This window comes from Stenotrophomonas sp. YJH_SMC_106-19 (genome assembly GCF_059368375.1).
Map to the genome: position 1 here is coordinate 15,709 of NZ_JCAFRQ010000002.1, position 14,294 is coordinate 30,002.

Consider the following 14,294-nt stretch of genomic DNA (forward strand, 5'->3'; position numbering starts at 1 on the left):
CGGCGACCTCTCCCGCAGGTATGTCGCGTGAACGCATCGCCGATTCTTGAACGCGCCGACGCCTTCTGTCGGCGTTTTTCATTGCAGCTTCCGATCCTCCTCTCCCCCATGGCCGGTGCCTGTCCGGTGCCGTTGTCGGCGGCGCTGGCCAATGCCGGCAGCATGGGCGCAATGGGCGCGGTGCTCTCCTCGGCCGCCGATATCGGGCGGTGGATGGATGAGTTCCGGGCCATCTCCACCGGCCCGGCGCAGGTGAACCTGTGGTTGCCGGACCCGGCGCCGACGCGCGACGTGGTCGCCGAATCCGCCAGCCGTGCCTTCCTCGCGCAGTGGGGACCGGAGGTGCCGGCCAGTGCGGCCGATGCCACGCCAGCCGATTTCGAGGACCAGTTCGCTGCGTTGCTGGCCGCGCGCCCGGCGGTGGCCTCGACCATCATGGGCGTGCTTTCCCCCGCGCATGTGCAGCGGTTGAAGGACGCCGGCATTGCCTGGATCGCCTGTGCCACCACACTGGCCGAAGCGCGGGCTGCACAGGACGCCGGGGCCGATGCGGTGGTGGCACAGGGGGCTGAAGCCGGTGGCCATCGCGGGGCCTTCGATCCGGCGCTGGCCGAACGCCAGTTGGTCGGCCTGTTCGCACTGCTGCCGCGGCTTGCGGACCATCTTCAAATTCCGGTGATCGCGGCCGGTGGCATCGCCGACGGGCGTGGCATCGCCGCGGCATTGACGCTGGGTGCCAGCGCGGTGCAGATCGGCACCGCGTTCCTGCGCACACCGGAGGCAGCACTGGCGCCGGCCTGGGCCGACGCGCTGGCGATCACGGAACCGGAGGATACCTGGCCGACGCGTGCGTTCAGTGGCCGACTGGGCCGCGGCCTGGCAACGCCCTATGTACGCGCCGCTGCGGCGGCCGGTGCGCCGGCTCCGCGCCCGTACCCGGTACAGCGTGGACTGACCGGGCCGATGCGCGCGCAGGCCACACGCGAGAACCGGCTGGCGGCGATGCAGGCCTGGGCCGGGCAGTCGGCGTGGATGGCACCGGCGCGGCCGGCCGCTGACGTGCTGCGCGGCATGTGGGAACAGGCGCAGGCGCTGCTGCGATGATGCTGACCTGCAACGGCCAGCCGGCGCAGGTGGAGGATCTGCTGCCGGCGCTGGTGAATTACGGTCACTTCACCTCGCTGCAGGTGCGTGGCGGAGCAGTGCAGGGATTGGACCTGCATCTGGCTCGACTGTCGCAGGCCACACGAGACCTGTTCGGCAGCGAGCTGGACACGGCGCAGGTGCGGGGCTGGATGGCGCAGGCGCTGCAGAGGGCCGGTCTTGCCGACGCCTCGCTGCGGGTGACGGTGTTCTCGCGTCACTTCGACTTCCGCGATCCACTGGCCCGCGTGGCGGTCGATGTGCTGGTGGCGGTATCCGCGCCGGTATCGCTGTCCACGCCGCGCCGCGTGCGCAGCGTCACCTGGCAGCGGGAGCTGCCGCAGATCAAGCACGTCGGCACGTTCGGCCTGTTCGCGCAGCGGCGCGCGGCGATGGCCGACGGGTTTGACGACGCGCTTTTCGTGGACACGCAGGGGCACGTCAGCGAGGGCACGACCTGGAACGTGGCCGTGCATGATGGGCACCAGCTGATCTGGCCACGCGCCGCCGCGCTGCGGGGTACCGCAGAGGCCCTGCTGCGTGCGCATTGGAACGGACCGCAGGTGTGCCGGCCCTTGCCGGCAGGCGCGTTGCAAGGCGTGCAGGCTGCGTTTGCCTGCAACGCCAGCGGACTCTGGGCGCTGCAGAGCATTGATGGGCGGGCCCTGGGTGGCTCGCTGGCGTTGGCTGAACAGGGCAGGGCGGTACTGGCCGGTGTGCCCTGGCAGCCGCTTTCCTGAACGGATGCATGGCCTGCCGGCCGCCGGGCATGGCCCGGCGCTACCGTGACGCGTGGGGTTGGCTCGGCCACGCTCTGCCGCTATAATCGCCCGCTTACCTCGCCATCCTGGCGACTGGGCAATAGGAAAACACACCATGGTCAAGATTCGACTGACCCGCGGCGGCGCCAAGAAGCGTCCGTTCTACCACATCATCGTCACCGACGTGCGCAGCGCGCGCGACGGCCGCAACATCGAGCGCGTTGGCTTCTACAACCCGGTCGCCCAGGGCGCCGAGAAGCGCATCGAGCTGGATCTGGCCCGCGTTGACCATTGGGTCAAGAACGGCGCCCAGCCGACCGACAAGGTCCGCAACCTGATCAAGGAAGCGACCAAGTCCCAGGCCGCTGCGGCCTGATCCTGACGGGCCACGCTCCGGCGTGGCCCTCCTGGTTGAAGCAGATGAAAGATATCGAGCGCCGCATCCTGCTGGGCAGGATTGTCGGCGCTTTTGGTGTGCGCGGCGAGATCAAGCTCGAGTCCTGGACCGAGCCACGTTCCGCCATTTTCCGTTACCAGCCATGGATCGTGCGCAGTCCGTCCGGCGTGGAAACCACGATTGAAGGTGTGCGGGGTCGCGACAGCGGCAAGCACCTGGTCGCGCGTTTCCCCGGCGTCGAGGACCGTGACGCGGTCGAAGCCATGCGTGGCACCGAGATCTACGTGCCGCGCAGCGCGCTGCCGCCGCCGAATCCGGATGAATATTACTGGGTCGACCTGGAAGGCCTGGACGTGAAGACGACCGAGGGCGTTGCCCTGGGCCAGGTCTCGCACCTGTTCAGCACCGGTGCCAACGACGTGGTGGTGGTCCGTGGCGACCGCGAGCGGATGATCCCGTTCGTGCTGCCGGACTTCGTCGTTTCGGTGGACTTCGAGGCGAACCTGGTCGTGGTCGACTGGGATCCCGAGTTCTGAGCATGCGTTTCGACGTCATCACCCTGTTCCCCGAGTTCCTCGCCCAGTCTGCTGGACTGGGCGTGGTCGGACGCGCGCAGGAGAAAGGGTTGTTCAGCCTTCACGGCTGGAATCCCCGTGATTACGCCGAAGGCAACTACCGCCGGGTGGACGACCGTCCCTTCGGCGGTGGCCCGGGCATGGTGATGCTGATCGAACCGCTGCAGGCCTGCCTGCAGGCGATCCGCAATGCCGATCCGACTCCGGCCAGGGTGATCTACCTCAGCCCGCAGGGGGCGCCGTTGACCCAGGCCAAGGTCCGTGAACTGGCGGCGCTGCCGCGCATGGTCCTGCTCTGTGGGCGCTACGAGGGCATCGACGAGCGCTTCCTGGAAGCCAATGTCGACGAGGAGATTTCCCTCGGCGACTACGTGCTGTCCGGCGGCGAGCTGGGCGCAGCGGTCATCATCGACGCCGTGGCCCGCCTGCAGGAGGGGGCCCTGAACGACGCTGAATCGGCGGCACAGGACAGCTTCGAGGGCGACCTCGGCCTGCTCGACTGCCCGCATTACAGCCAGCCGGCCCAGCACCCGCTGGGTGACGTGCCGGAGGTGCTGCGCTCGGGCAACCACGCGGCCATCGCCGCCTGGCGCCGCCAGCAGTCCCTGGTCCGTACCGCCCAGCGGCGCCCGGACCTGCTGGATGAACAGGCGCTGGGCAAGACCGACCGCAAACTGCTGGAGCAGGGCCGTCAGGCCCGGAAACAAAAGGCCAGCCCCTAGCGCAGGGCTGGCGTTATCGGCTATCATGGCCAATTCCCGCCGGCCCCGGCTGGCGTGCGCAGTACCCAAAACAAACGTGCAGCACAGTCCGGTGACTGCATGAGCCTATGTTGTCGAATCGACACGCCCACCCGAACAAGAATCGGTGTAACCCATGAGCAAGCTGAACAAGTCCATCGTCGCGGAATTCGAATCCGCCCAGATCACCCGCGAACTGCCGAAGTTCAGCCAGGGCGACACCGTTGTCGTCAACGTGAAGGTGAAGGAAGGCAACCGTGAGCGCGTGCAGGCCTACGAAGGCGTTGTGATCGGCACCAAGAATGCCGGCCTGAACTCCTCGTTCACCGTCCGCAAGATCTCGCACGGCTACGGCGTCGAGCGCGTCTTCCAGACCCACAGCGCCATCATCGACTCGGTCGAAGTGAAGCGCCGCGGCAAGGTCCGCGCCGGCAAGCTGTACTACCTGCGTGGCCTGGAAGGCAAGGCTGCCCGCATCAAGGAAGACCTGGCTGCCGCTGCGCAGGCCAAGGCTGCCCGTCTGGCCGAAAAGGCCTGATAGACAACTCCGGTTGTTGCCGCGACGGCCGCCTTCGGGCGGCCGTTTGCGTTTGTGCTCCTGCATCCGCTAGGTTCGTGCGATGAACAAGAACGACCTGCGCTATCCCGACCGCATCCGCGCGGCGCTTCGTCTGCTGGACGACAAGGGGCTGCCGCGCGCGCAGTCCGCACCGTTGCTGCATCGGATGCTGTGGCGGATGGGCGTCGCTGTGCCGCCGCCGATCCTGGCCGGTTTCCGCATCAACGCGCTGGTGCAGGGGCTGCTGTTCGGCCTGTTCTGGTGCGCCCTGATGTGGCTGCTGCTGCGGCAGGGCGGTGAGCGTCCACTCGGCCTGCTGCTGGGTGCCGGATTGCTGGCGGGCGGCCTGTTCGGTGTGGTGATGGCGCTCCTGATGCGCTCGCTTCAACGCCAACGACAGCTGCCCGAATGGCGCCAGTTCCTGGCCTCGCTGGCGGACTGAAGCGATGGCGCAGTGCGCCGTGACCGCAGGCTGCCGATGGCGCTAGTCTGCGGCTTCATTCCCATGCATGCGCCGTGCGATGCCTTCCAAGCGAGCCGCACCTTCCACTGCACCCAGGCTCCTGTCCGGGGGAAATCCGCAGATCGCCAAGGGCGAGGGTGATGCGCCGGTGCAGGCGTACATCGCCGCCATGCCGGACTGGAAGCAGCCCATCGGCGCACGCCTCGACGCACTGATCGGCCAAGCCGTGCCCGGCGTGCACAAGGCGGTGAAGTGGAACTCGCCGATGTACGCGGTGGCCGCCGATGCCGGCTGGTTCCTCAGCTTCCATTGCTTCGCCCGTTACATCAAGGTTGCGTTCTTCCGCGGCACGGCCCTGCAACCGATGCCACCGGAGCCGTCCAGAAGCGCCGATACCCGCTACCTGCACATCACGCAGGAGGGCATGCTGGATGAAGCGCAGTTCCTCGAGTGGGTCCGCCAGGCCGCTGCATTGCCCGGCGAACGCATGTAAGCCCGCCATTCCGGACGTTCCGCCGACGAGAGCACACGATGACCACGCATGCACCGAACCCCGACGACGCCGGAACACCCGCGGCCGCACTGATCGATGCGCGCATCGCGGAACTGGGTGACTGGCGCGGTGAAACGCTGGCACGCGTTCGGGCGCTGATCCATGAAGCGCTGCCGGAGGTGCAGGAAACCTGGAAGTGGCGGGGCACACCGGTATGGGAGCATCACGGCATCCTGTGCACCGGTGAGACCTACAAGCAGGCAGTGAAGCTGACCTTCGCCCAGGGGGCGGCCTTGCCGGACCCGAAGCGCCTGTTCAACGCCAGCCTGGAAGGCAACACGCGGCGCGCGATCGACATCCATGAAGGCACCATGCCCGATGCCACGGCGTTCAAGACCCTGATGCGCGCGGCGGCCAAGCACAACGCCGCGAAGAACAAGCGGTAGCACCGGGCCATGCCCGGCGCTACCGGGTCACGGCATCCGGGTCCGCCACCGGTGACGGTGGGCAGGCGGGAATCTCCGACGGTGTGGCAATCGCCTCGGCCTTCGCGGGTGTGCTGATCATCTTCGCCTTGCGCCACCCCCCCCAGCGGTAGTACGCCAGCGACAGCAGCATCGACACCAGAGAACTGACCGGGAAACTCCACCAGATTGCATCTGCGCCCCAATAGGGCTGCAGCAGTTCGGCGAACGGAACGCGCACGCCCCACAGTGACGCGGCCAGGATCAGCAGTGGTGGAATCACCGCACCCGTCGAGCGCACCACGCCGGAAATCACGAAGCTCACGCCGAAGAACAGGAACGAGCCGACCACCACATGGTTGAGGTGGCGCGCGATCTGCAGCGACTCGCTGCCCTGCGGCAGGAACAGGGCCAGCGAGTACTGGTCCAGCAGCACCAGCGGCAGGATCAACGCACCGGTCAGCAGGAAATTGAACAGCACGCCCTTGCGTGCGGTGCCGCGGACGCGATCCCACTGCTGGGCACCCACGTTCTGTGCGGCCATCGTCGAACAGGCCGCGCCGATCGCCATCGCCGGCATCTGCACGTAGTTCCACAATTGCAACGAGGCGCCATAGGCCGCCGCGGTTTCGGTGCCGTACTGGTTGACCATGGTCATCAGCAGGATCACCGACAGCGAGATCAGCACCATCTGCAGGCCCATCGGCACGCCTTTGACCACCAGTGCCTTGAGGATGGTCAGGTCCAGCTTGAACAGGCGCATGTCGGCGCGACCCAGCCACAGCGTGTGGCGCTTGTGCCGCATGTACAGCAGCAGGCCGCCCAGCGAGAGGGTCTGCGACACCAGCGTGGCCCAGGCCGAACCGGCGATGCCCAGCTCCGGGAACGGCCCCATGCCGAAGATCAGTACCGGATTCAATGCGATGTCCAGCACCACCGACAGCAGCAGGAAGCGGAACGGCGTACGCGAGTCACCGGCACCGCGCAGCGCGGCGCTGAGGAAGGCAAAGGCATACAACGTCGGCATTGCCAGGAAGATGATGCGCAGATAGGCCTCGGCCAGTGGCAGCGAGGCCGCCGGCGTGCCCATCGCCGCCAGCAGCGGATGGGCCATGAACCAGCCGGCGATGGCGATGATCGCCGACAGGCCGATGAAGAACGTGGCACTGGTGCCGACCACGCGCCGTGCCTGGGCGATATCCCGTGCACCGATGGCCTGGCCGATCAGGATGGTGGAGGCCATGCCGAAGCCGAACACCGAACCGATCAGGAAGAACATGATGTTGTTGGCGTTCGCGGTGGCGGTCAGTGCCGCTTCGCCGAGGAAGCGCCCGACCCATACCGCGTTCACCGAACCGTTCAGCGACTGCGCGATGTTGCCCGCCAGGATCGGCAGCGAGAACAGCAGGAGATTGCGGCCGATCGGGCCGGCGGTCAGGTCAAGCGGCGCTTTGGCCATGGGGTGGTGATCGAATCCCGGGAGGCGCACACTAGCACCAAGCCGGTTCGCGGGATGTGGCAATGCATCAACGACAGCAGGTGAGGTCGATGACGTTGGCCTTGATTGGCGGCCTGTTGGCCGCATGTTCGTCGGGAGACCGGCTGGGCGATACCCAGGTGCGGCCGACCGACCGCCCCGAATGTCTGGTCGGCAGCCAGCGCCAGGATCTCGCTGCCGGAGCACCGACCCTGATCGGGGGCAGCGGCTGCCGCACCGACCCCGACAATCCGCGTCCCCTGAACAAGCGAACGGAGTAGTACCTGCCGATGCCTGAGCTTTCCCCGCTGTCGCCCAGTGTCCGTCTGGACATCTGGTTGTGGGCGGCCCGCTTCTTCAAGACCCGCAGCCTGGCCAAGCAGGCCATCGAAACCGGCAAGGTCAGCGTGGCCGGTCAGCGGCCGAAGTCCTCGCGCGCGGTGCGCGTGGGTGAGCACCTGCAGGTTGATCGCGGCGAGGAGCATTTCGAGATCCAGGTGATGGGCCTGAGCGACCAGCGCGGGCCTGCCCCGGTCGCGCACCAGCTGTATGCCGAGAGCGAGGCCTCGAAGGCACGGCGCGCCGAGCAGCGCGCATTGCGCATCGCCGCGCGCGACGGCTTCCAGCCACCGGAGCACAAGCCGGACAAGCGCGCGCGGCGTCTGATCCGCGCGCTGGGCGACATCGACGCGCTGTAACGCGAACGCCCCCAAGGCAGCGCCGGGCCATGCCGGCGAGCCCTTCAGTGGCAGCGCCGGGCCATGCCGGCGAGCCCTTCAGTGGTAGCGCCGGGCCATGCCCGGTGGGCCTTCCGACAGCAGCGCCGGGCCTGCCGGTGATCAGCCGTGCAGGTCGTAGCGGTCCAGCTCCATCACCCGGGTCCACGCCGCGACGAAGTCCTGCACGAACTTCTTCTCGCCGTCTGCACTGCCATAGACCTCTGCCAGCGCACGCAGCACCGCGTTGGATCCAAACACCAGATCAGCACGGGTGGCGGTCCAGCGTGCGGCGCCGTCGTTGCGGCTGCGGCCTTCGTAGGTTTCACGACCGGTGGCCTTCCACTGCGTGCCCATGTCCAGCAGGTTGACGAAGAAGTCGTTGCTGAGTGTCCCGGGCCGATCGGTGAAGACGCCGTGCGCGCTGCCATCGGCATTGGCACCCAGTACGCGCAGGCCACCGACCAGCACGGTCAGCTCCGGGGCGGTCAGCGTCAGCAGTTGCGCCCGGTCGATCAGCAGCGCTTCGCCCGGAACGCTGTAGGCGCCCTTGAGGTAGTTGCGGAACCCATCGGCAGCCGGTTCCAGCACCGCGAACGATTCCACGTCGGTCTGCTCCTGGCTGGCGTCGGTACGGCCCGGAGTGAACGGTACGCTGATGTCGTACCCACCGGCCTTGGCGGCCTGTTCAATGCCCACGCCACCGGCCAGCACGATCAGGTCGGCCAGCGACACCTGCCTTTCACTGCCGGCATTGAACCCGCTCTGCACCTTTTCCAGCGCGGCCAGCACCTTGGCCAGACGGGCGGGCTGGTTTACCGGCCAGTCCTTCTGCGGTGCCAGGCGGATGCGCGCACCATTGGCGCCGCCCCGCTTGTCCGAGCCACGGAAGGTGGAGGCCGATGCCCAGGCCGTGGAGACCAGTTCAGGGACGCTCAGGCCGCTTGCGGCGATCGCCTGCTTCAGCGTGGCCACGTCCCTGGCATCAATGAGCGGGTGCTTTGCGGCCGGCAGCGGATCCTGCCAGATGAACTCTTCGGCCGGCACTTCCGGCCCCAGATAGCGCGCGCGCGGCCCCATGTCGCGATGGGTCAGCTTGAACCAGGCGCGCGCGAACGCATCGGCAAACGCCTGCGGATCGGCCAGGAAGCGGCGCGAGATCTTTTCGTAGGCGGGATCCATGCGCAGCGACAGATCGGTGGTCAGCATGGTCGGGCGGTGCTTCTTCGAGGCGTCGTGCGCATCGGGAATGACCGCCTCGGCATCCTTGGCCACCCATTGATGCGCGCCGGCCGGACTCTTGGTCAGTTCCCATTCGTACTTGAACAGGTTCTCGAAGAAGTCATGGCTCCACTGCGCTGGAGTACGGGTCCAGGTGACTTCCAGGCCACTGGTGATGGTGTCGCCGCCCTTGCCGCTGCCGAAGCTGTTGGCCCAGCCCAGGCCCTGGCTCTCCAGATCGGCCGCTTCAGGCTCCTTGCCGACGTTGTCTGCCGGGCCGGCGCCATGGGTCTTGCCGAAGCTGTGCCCGCCGGCGATCAGCGCCACCGTTTCTTCATCGTCCATCGCCATGCGGCCGAACGTGTCACGGATGTCATGTGCAGCCAGTACCGGGTCAGGATTGCCGTCGGGGCCCTCGGGATTCACATAGATCAGGCCCATCTGCACTGCGGCCAGCGGGTTCTCCAGCTTGCGCGAATGCACGTCGCCATCGGCATCGTCATCGGACACCAGCACGCCGTGGGATTCCACCACGCCTTCGGAGCCGTGCTTGTAGCGCACGTCACCGCCCAGCCATGTGGTTTCGCGGCCCCAGTACACATCCTGATCCGGTTCCCAGGTATCGGGACGGCCACCGGCGAAGCCCAGTGTCTTGAAGCCCATCGACTCCAGCGCGACATTGCCGGTCAGGATCAGCAGGTCGGCCCAGGAGATGGCCTGGCCGTACTTCTGCTTGATCGGCCACAGCAGGCGTCGCGCCTTGTCCAGGCTGACGTTGTCCGGCCAGCTGTTGAGCGGAGCGAAGCGCTGCTGGCCGCGGCCGCCGCCACCGCGGCCATCACCGATGCGATAGGTGCCGGCGCTGTGCCACGCCATGCGGATGAACAGGCCGCCGTAGTGACCGAAATCGGCCGGCCACCAGTCCTGCGAGTCCGTCATCAGTGCTTTCAGGTCTGCCTTCAGCGCGGCATAGTCCAGGCTCTTGAACGCCGATGCGTAATCAAAGCCGGCATCGAGCGGGTTGGAGCGCGCGGAATGCTGGTTGAGCAGGTCCACGCGCAGCTGGTTCGGCCACCAGTCGCGGTTGGTCGTCGCGTCACCGACGACGGCATGGTTGAAGGGGCACTTCGCTTCGCTTTTCATGGGTCTCTACCTGTGGACTGGCGAAAGGTGGAATCGGGGGAGGCCCGACCCACATTAGGTGGCGCCTGTGGATCGGTAAATTCGATTGATTCAACCAATGCGATAGTGGCTGTCTATTAGGTCCGGGGCTTGTACGGGTGTGTGCGATCAGCGCTTGAGCAACCCCGAGCCGAGCTTCAGGAGGTCGCTGGCCCCGAACTGGCCGTCGCCGTCCTGATCGAGCACACCGCCCAGCATGCTGCCGATGCCGCCGGACTGCTGCGCCTCCTGGCCGAGGGCGCTGCTGAGTTCGCTGGCGTTGCCCTGCTGGGCGAAGCGCTGGGCCAGGAAGGACATGACGATGGGCGCAAGGATCGCCAGCAGCTTGCCGGAGGTGCCGCTGTCCAGACCGGTCTTCTGGCCAAGCACCTGCGCGGCCTGCGGCTGCTGGCCACCGAAGATGTGGCCGAGGATGCCGGCCCCATCGGTGGCGCCGCTGCCACCGCCCCCCATCACTGCGCCGAGGATGCTGCCGAGGTCGAAGCCGCCACCCCCACCACTGCCCAGATGGTCACGCTGCAGCGCATTGAGCAGGGACTGCGCGCCCTGCGGCTCGCTGGCGTTCTGGCCCATTGCGCCCAGCAGCAGCGGCAAGGCGCTGCCCACCGCCTGGGTGGTCTGGCTGCTGTCCAGGCCGAGCTGCTGGGAAACCTGCTGCAGGCCTTGCCCCTGCTGCAGCTGCTGGAAGAGGGATGCGGCGAGGGATTCGGTGTTCATGGCGGTCTCCGTTCTGTGAAGGAAGGACCGCCCGAGCATAACGCCGCCTGCACGACGGAAATGCGAAGGCTGCCGGGCGCAGGCTCGCTCTGACCGGGGGCGGGAGGGGGGCCGGCGTTGCGCCGGTCCCATGCCGGTTACAGCAGTGACTTCAGCCGATACAGCGCTTCCAGCGCCTGTTTGGGCGTCAGTTCGTCCGGATCGATGGCGGCCAGCGCCTCCTGCGCCTTGCTGGACGGGGCATTGAACAGGCCGAACTGCTGCGGGGCATCCAGCGCCTGAGGGGCCAGCTCCGCCGCATGGCTCTCGCTGCCCCGTTGTTCCAGTTCGGCCAGGCGCCGCCGCGCCTGTGCCACGGTCGATCGAGGCAGGCCGGCCAGCGCGGCCACCTGCAGTCCGAAGCTGCGGTTGGCCGGGCCGTCTTTCACAGCGTGCATGAACACCAGCGCTTCGCCATGCTCGACCGCATCCAGGTGCACGTTGGCGATACCGCTGCGGCCGCCCTCGTGCTGCTCGTCGGCCAGCGCGGTCAGCTCGAAGTAGTGGGTGGCGAACAGCGTGTAGCAGCGGTTCTCATAGGCGAGGTGGCGGGCCACCGCGTCGGCCAGGGCAAGGCCGTCATAGGTGGAGGTGCCGCGGCCGATCTCATCCATCAGCACCAGCGAATGTGGGCTGGCGTGATGCAGGATGTAGCTGGTCTCGGCCATTTCGACCATGAAGGTCGACTGCCCGCGGGCGAGATCGTCGCCGGCGCCGATGCGGGTCAGGATGCGGTCGATCGGGCCGATCACGGCGCGGTTGGCCGGTACGAAGGAGCCGATGTGGGCCAGAAGCACGATCAGTGCATTCTGCCGCATGTAGGTGGATTTACCGCCCATGTTCGGGCCGGTGATGACCAGCATCCGGCGGTCCGGGTGCAGGTCCAGATCGTTCGGCTCGAAGGGCTGCTCGCGCACGGCTTCCACGACAGGGTGACGGCCGCGCTCGATCTTCAGGCAGGGTGCCGTTTCCAGTTCCGGGCGCGACCAGTCCAGTGCCTGCGCGCGCTCGGCGAATGCGGCCAGCACATCCAGTTCGCTCAACGCGGCGGCACACTGCTTCAGCGGCTCCAGCTGTGCGCCCAGCGTGTCCAGCAGCTGCTCATACAGGAACTTCTCGCGCGACAGCGAGCGGTCGCGCGCGGACAGTACCTTGTCCTCGAACGCCTTCAGTTCTTCGGTGATGTAGCGCTCGGCGTTGGTGAGGGTCTGGCGGCGCGTGTAGTGCACCGGTGCGCGGTCGGCCTGGCCCTTGCTGATCTCGATGTAATAGCCGTGCACACGGTTGTAGCCGACCTTCAGTGTGGCAATGCCGCTGCTTTCGCGCTCGCGCCGCTCAAGGTCGACCAGGAACTGGTCGGCGTTCGTGGAGAGGCGTCGCAGCTCATCCAGCTCCTCGTCGAAGCCATCGGCCAGCACGCCGCCATCGCTGAGCTTCAGCGGCGGCATTTCAGCGATGGCACGCGCGAGCAGCTGCGCGCAGTCGTCATGCTCGCCCAGCGCGGCGTACAGCGCCTGCAGGCGTGGCGAGTCCAGCGGCGCCAGCACGTCGCGCACCGCAGGCAACAGGCCCAGGCCATCGCGCAGTGTCGAGAAATCGCGGGGGCGTGCCGAGCGCAGGGCGACGCGGGTGAGGATGCGCTCGAGGTCACCCAGGCGACGGAACTGTTCGCGGATGTCGCCATCGCTGCCGCGATCGATCAGCGTCGCTACCGCATGGTGGCGCTGTACCAGCACCTCGCGCAGGCGCAACGGGCGATGCAGCCAGCGACGCAGCAGGCGGCCGCCCATCGGCGTGACGGTGCTGTCGAGCACGCCCAGCAGGGTGTTGCGGGTATCGCCGTCGACCCGCGTATCCAGCTCCAGGTGGCGGCGGGTCGCAGCGTTCATGGCGATCGCCTCGCCGGCGGTTTCCATCGCGATCGAGGTCAGGTGCGGCAGGCGCTGCTTCTGGGTTTCTTCGACATAGCCGAGCAGGGCGCCTGCGGCGGCCGTGGCGCGTGGCTTGTCGTCGATGCCGAAGCCGCTCAGGTCATGCAGCTTGAAGAAGGCCAGCAGCTGCCGACGACCGCTGTCCGCATCGAACAGCCATGGCGCGCGGCGACGCACACCGCTGCGCTGGCGCAGGAAGTCCGGCCAGTTCTCCTCGTCCGGCACCAGCAGCTCGGCCGGCTCCAGGCGCGCCAGTTCGGCTTCCAGCGCGTCGTCGGTGTCGACTTGGTTGACCAGGAAGCGGCCACCGGCGAGGTCGGCCCAGGCCAGGCCGTAGCCCTGCCGGGTGCGCGACAGGGCCATCAGCAGGGTGTCGCGGCGTTCGTCGAGCAGTGCTTCGTCGGTGACCGTACCGGGGGTGACGATGCGGACCACCTTGCGCTCGACCAGCCCCTTGGCCAGGGCCGGGTCGCCGATCTGCTCGCAGATCGCCACGGATTCGCCCAGCGCCACCAGGCGTGCCAGGTAGCCCTCGTAGGCATGCACGGGCACACCGGCCATCGGAATCGGGGCGCCGCCGGAACTGCCGCGCTGGGTCAGGGTGATGTCGAGCAGGCGTGCAGCCTTGCGTGCATCGTCGTAGAACAGCTCGTAGAAGTCGCCCATGCGGAAGAACAGCAGCAGATCCGGGTACTCGGACTTCGCTGCGAAGAACTGCTTCATGAGGGGCGTGTGTTCGGCGGACTTGTCTTTGGACATGGGCTCGTGAATCAGAGAGCATCCGGCCGCGCCATCAGGCTGCGGCGGCGGAGCAGGCAGGGCCGTCCATGGTAACTGGAAGGGGCGGAGGACGTCTGGATGGAGCAGCACGATCGTCCGCGCAGCAGGCATGGCGGTGGGTCGTCGTCATGGGCCGCGGTTCTCTTCATGAACGACGCATGGCCGATGAAGTCCTGATGACACCGATTTCACTCGTAGTTGCCAGCGGCAGGCGGAGACTGGACCCATCCCGGAAGACAGGAGCTGGCCATGAAGACCTCGACCCGACTGCTCGTGCTGGGCACCCTGATGGCGGCATCGTCGATGGCGGGTGCGCAGACCTACGGGCCCCGCGATGAAGGCCGCAAGTTCAACGACGGCAGCCGTGTGGAATGCAGGAACGTTGAAGTCCAGCGCAACTCGCGCGATCCGAACCGCATTGCCGGTACTGCCACAGGTGCGGTGGTGGGCGGCCTGCTGGGCAACCAGGTGGGCGGCGGCAATGGCAAGAAGCTGGCCACCGTCGCCGGTGCAGTCGCCGGCGGCGCCGCCGGACGACAGATCCAGGGCAACCACCAGCAGAAGACCGGCGATCGGGTGGTGGAACGTCGCTGCGAGCGCGTCTACCGCTGATCGCCGTTTTCCCCTTCCACGTAG

Annotated in this window: 16 protein-coding genes; 12 read left to right on the forward strand and 4 right to left on the reverse strand. The window is 67.4% G+C overall.

Annotated features, from left to right (window positions below; all coding sequences use genetic code 11):
• Positions 1-27 precede the first annotated feature (27 nt).
• The 9 genes from AC5P5M_RS07625 to AC5P5M_RS07665 all read left to right on the forward strand — a co-directional run bounded on the left by AC5P5M_RS07625 (position 28) and on the right by AC5P5M_RS07665 (position 5,577).
• Positions 28-1,104 (forward strand): NAD(P)H-dependent flavin oxidoreductase, encoded by a 1,077-nt coding sequence (locus tag AC5P5M_RS07625; RefSeq protein ID WP_053518971.1) that lies wholly within the window; start codon positions 28-30, stop codon positions 1,102-1,104.
• On the forward strand, positions 1,101-1,883 hold the full coding sequence (locus AC5P5M_RS07630) for an aminotransferase class IV family protein (protein WP_180875443.1): 783 nt from the start codon (positions 1,101-1,103) through the stop codon (positions 1,881-1,883). The genes AC5P5M_RS07625 and AC5P5M_RS07630 overlap by 4 nt, the downstream gene beginning before the upstream one ends.
• Before the next feature lie 136 nt (positions 1,884-2,019).
• On the forward strand, positions 2,020-2,280 hold the full coding sequence (rpsP, locus tag AC5P5M_RS07635) for a 30S ribosomal protein S16 (protein WP_005415733.1): 261 nt from the start codon (positions 2,020-2,022) through the stop codon (positions 2,278-2,280).
• Positions 2,281-2,324: 44 nt separating this feature from the next.
• Positions 2,325-2,837, forward strand: coding sequence for a ribosome maturation factor RimM (gene rimM / locus AC5P5M_RS07640; RefSeq protein WP_053518968.1), 513 nt, complete (start codon positions 2,325-2,327; stop codon positions 2,835-2,837).
• 2 nt (positions 2,838-2,839) lie between these two features.
• Entirely contained in the window at positions 2,840-3,598 is a 759-nt protein-coding gene (trmD, locus tag AC5P5M_RS07645) for a tRNA (guanosine(37)-N1)-methyltransferase TrmD (RefSeq protein ID WP_053518966.1), read from the forward strand.
• Positions 3,599-3,752: 154 nt separating this feature from the next.
• Entirely contained in the window at positions 3,753-4,154 is a 402-nt protein-coding gene (rplS, locus tag AC5P5M_RS07650; protein ID WP_053518963.1) for a 50S ribosomal protein L19, read from the forward strand.
• Positions 4,155-4,236: 82 nt separating this feature from the next.
• Positions 4,237-4,617: a DUF6404 family protein gene (locus AC5P5M_RS07655; protein ID WP_495205724.1), complete on the forward strand. Its 381-nt coding sequence runs from the start codon at positions 4,237-4,239 to the stop codon at positions 4,615-4,617.
• A gap of 79 nt (positions 4,618-4,696) precedes the next feature.
• On the forward strand, positions 4,697-5,131 hold the full coding sequence (locus AC5P5M_RS07660) for a DUF1801 domain-containing protein (RefSeq protein ID WP_495205725.1): 435 nt from the start codon (positions 4,697-4,699) through the stop codon (positions 5,129-5,131).
• A gap of 38 nt (positions 5,132-5,169) precedes the next feature.
• Positions 5,170-5,577: a DUF1801 domain-containing protein gene (locus AC5P5M_RS07665; protein WP_053518959.1), complete on the forward strand. Its 408-nt coding sequence runs from the start codon at positions 5,170-5,172 to the stop codon at positions 5,575-5,577.
• Between the two features lie 19 nt (positions 5,578-5,596).
• Here the strand turns inward: AC5P5M_RS07665 and AC5P5M_RS07670 are convergent, their stop codons facing one another.
• A complete protein-coding gene (locus AC5P5M_RS07670; protein WP_053518957.1) occupies positions 5,597-7,054 on the reverse strand; it encodes an MATE family efflux transporter in 1,458 nt (485 codons plus the stop codon).
• 62 nt (positions 7,055-7,116) lie between these two features.
• Between AC5P5M_RS07670 and AC5P5M_RS07675 the strand changes: the two genes are divergently transcribed.
• Complete coding sequence (locus tag AC5P5M_RS07675; protein WP_053518955.1) at positions 7,117-7,353, forward strand: hypothetical protein; 237 nt, start codon at positions 7,117-7,119, stop codon at positions 7,351-7,353.
• A 9-nt stretch (positions 7,354-7,362) separates the two neighbouring features.
• Positions 7,363-7,770 (forward strand): RNA-binding S4 domain-containing protein, encoded by a 408-nt coding sequence (locus AC5P5M_RS07680; RefSeq protein ID WP_053518953.1) that lies wholly within the window; start codon positions 7,363-7,365, stop codon positions 7,768-7,770.
• A 141-nt stretch (positions 7,771-7,911) separates the two neighbouring features.
• Here AC5P5M_RS07680 and katG read toward each other — a convergent pair whose 3' ends face one another.
• The 3 genes from katG to mutS all read right to left on the reverse strand — a co-directional run bounded on the left by katG (position 7,912) and on the right by mutS (position 13,637).
• Positions 7,912-10,152 carry a catalase/peroxidase HPI gene (gene katG, locus AC5P5M_RS07685; RefSeq protein ID WP_481525901.1) on the reverse strand — a complete coding sequence of 747 codons (2,241 nt, stop codon included), beginning with the start codon at positions 10,150-10,152 and terminating at the stop codon, positions 7,912-7,914.
• 147 nt (positions 10,153-10,299) lie between these two features.
• Positions 10,300-10,908, reverse strand: a complete 609-nt coding sequence (locus AC5P5M_RS07690; RefSeq protein WP_065181132.1) for a DUF937 domain-containing protein — start codon at positions 10,906-10,908, stop codon at positions 10,300-10,302.
• 137 nt (positions 10,909-11,045) lie between these two features.
• Positions 11,046-13,637, reverse strand: a complete 2,592-nt coding sequence (mutS, locus tag AC5P5M_RS07695; protein WP_495205726.1) for a DNA mismatch repair protein MutS — start codon at positions 13,635-13,637, stop codon at positions 11,046-11,048.
• A 270-nt stretch (positions 13,638-13,907) separates the two neighbouring features.
• On the opposite strand from mutS, the gene AC5P5M_RS07700 reads away from it, so the two are divergent.
• Positions 13,908-14,270, forward strand: a complete 363-nt coding sequence (locus AC5P5M_RS07700) for a glycine zipper 2TM domain-containing protein (RefSeq protein ID WP_081284341.1) — start codon at positions 13,908-13,910, stop codon at positions 14,268-14,270.
• Positions 14,271-14,294 lie beyond the last annotated feature (24 nt).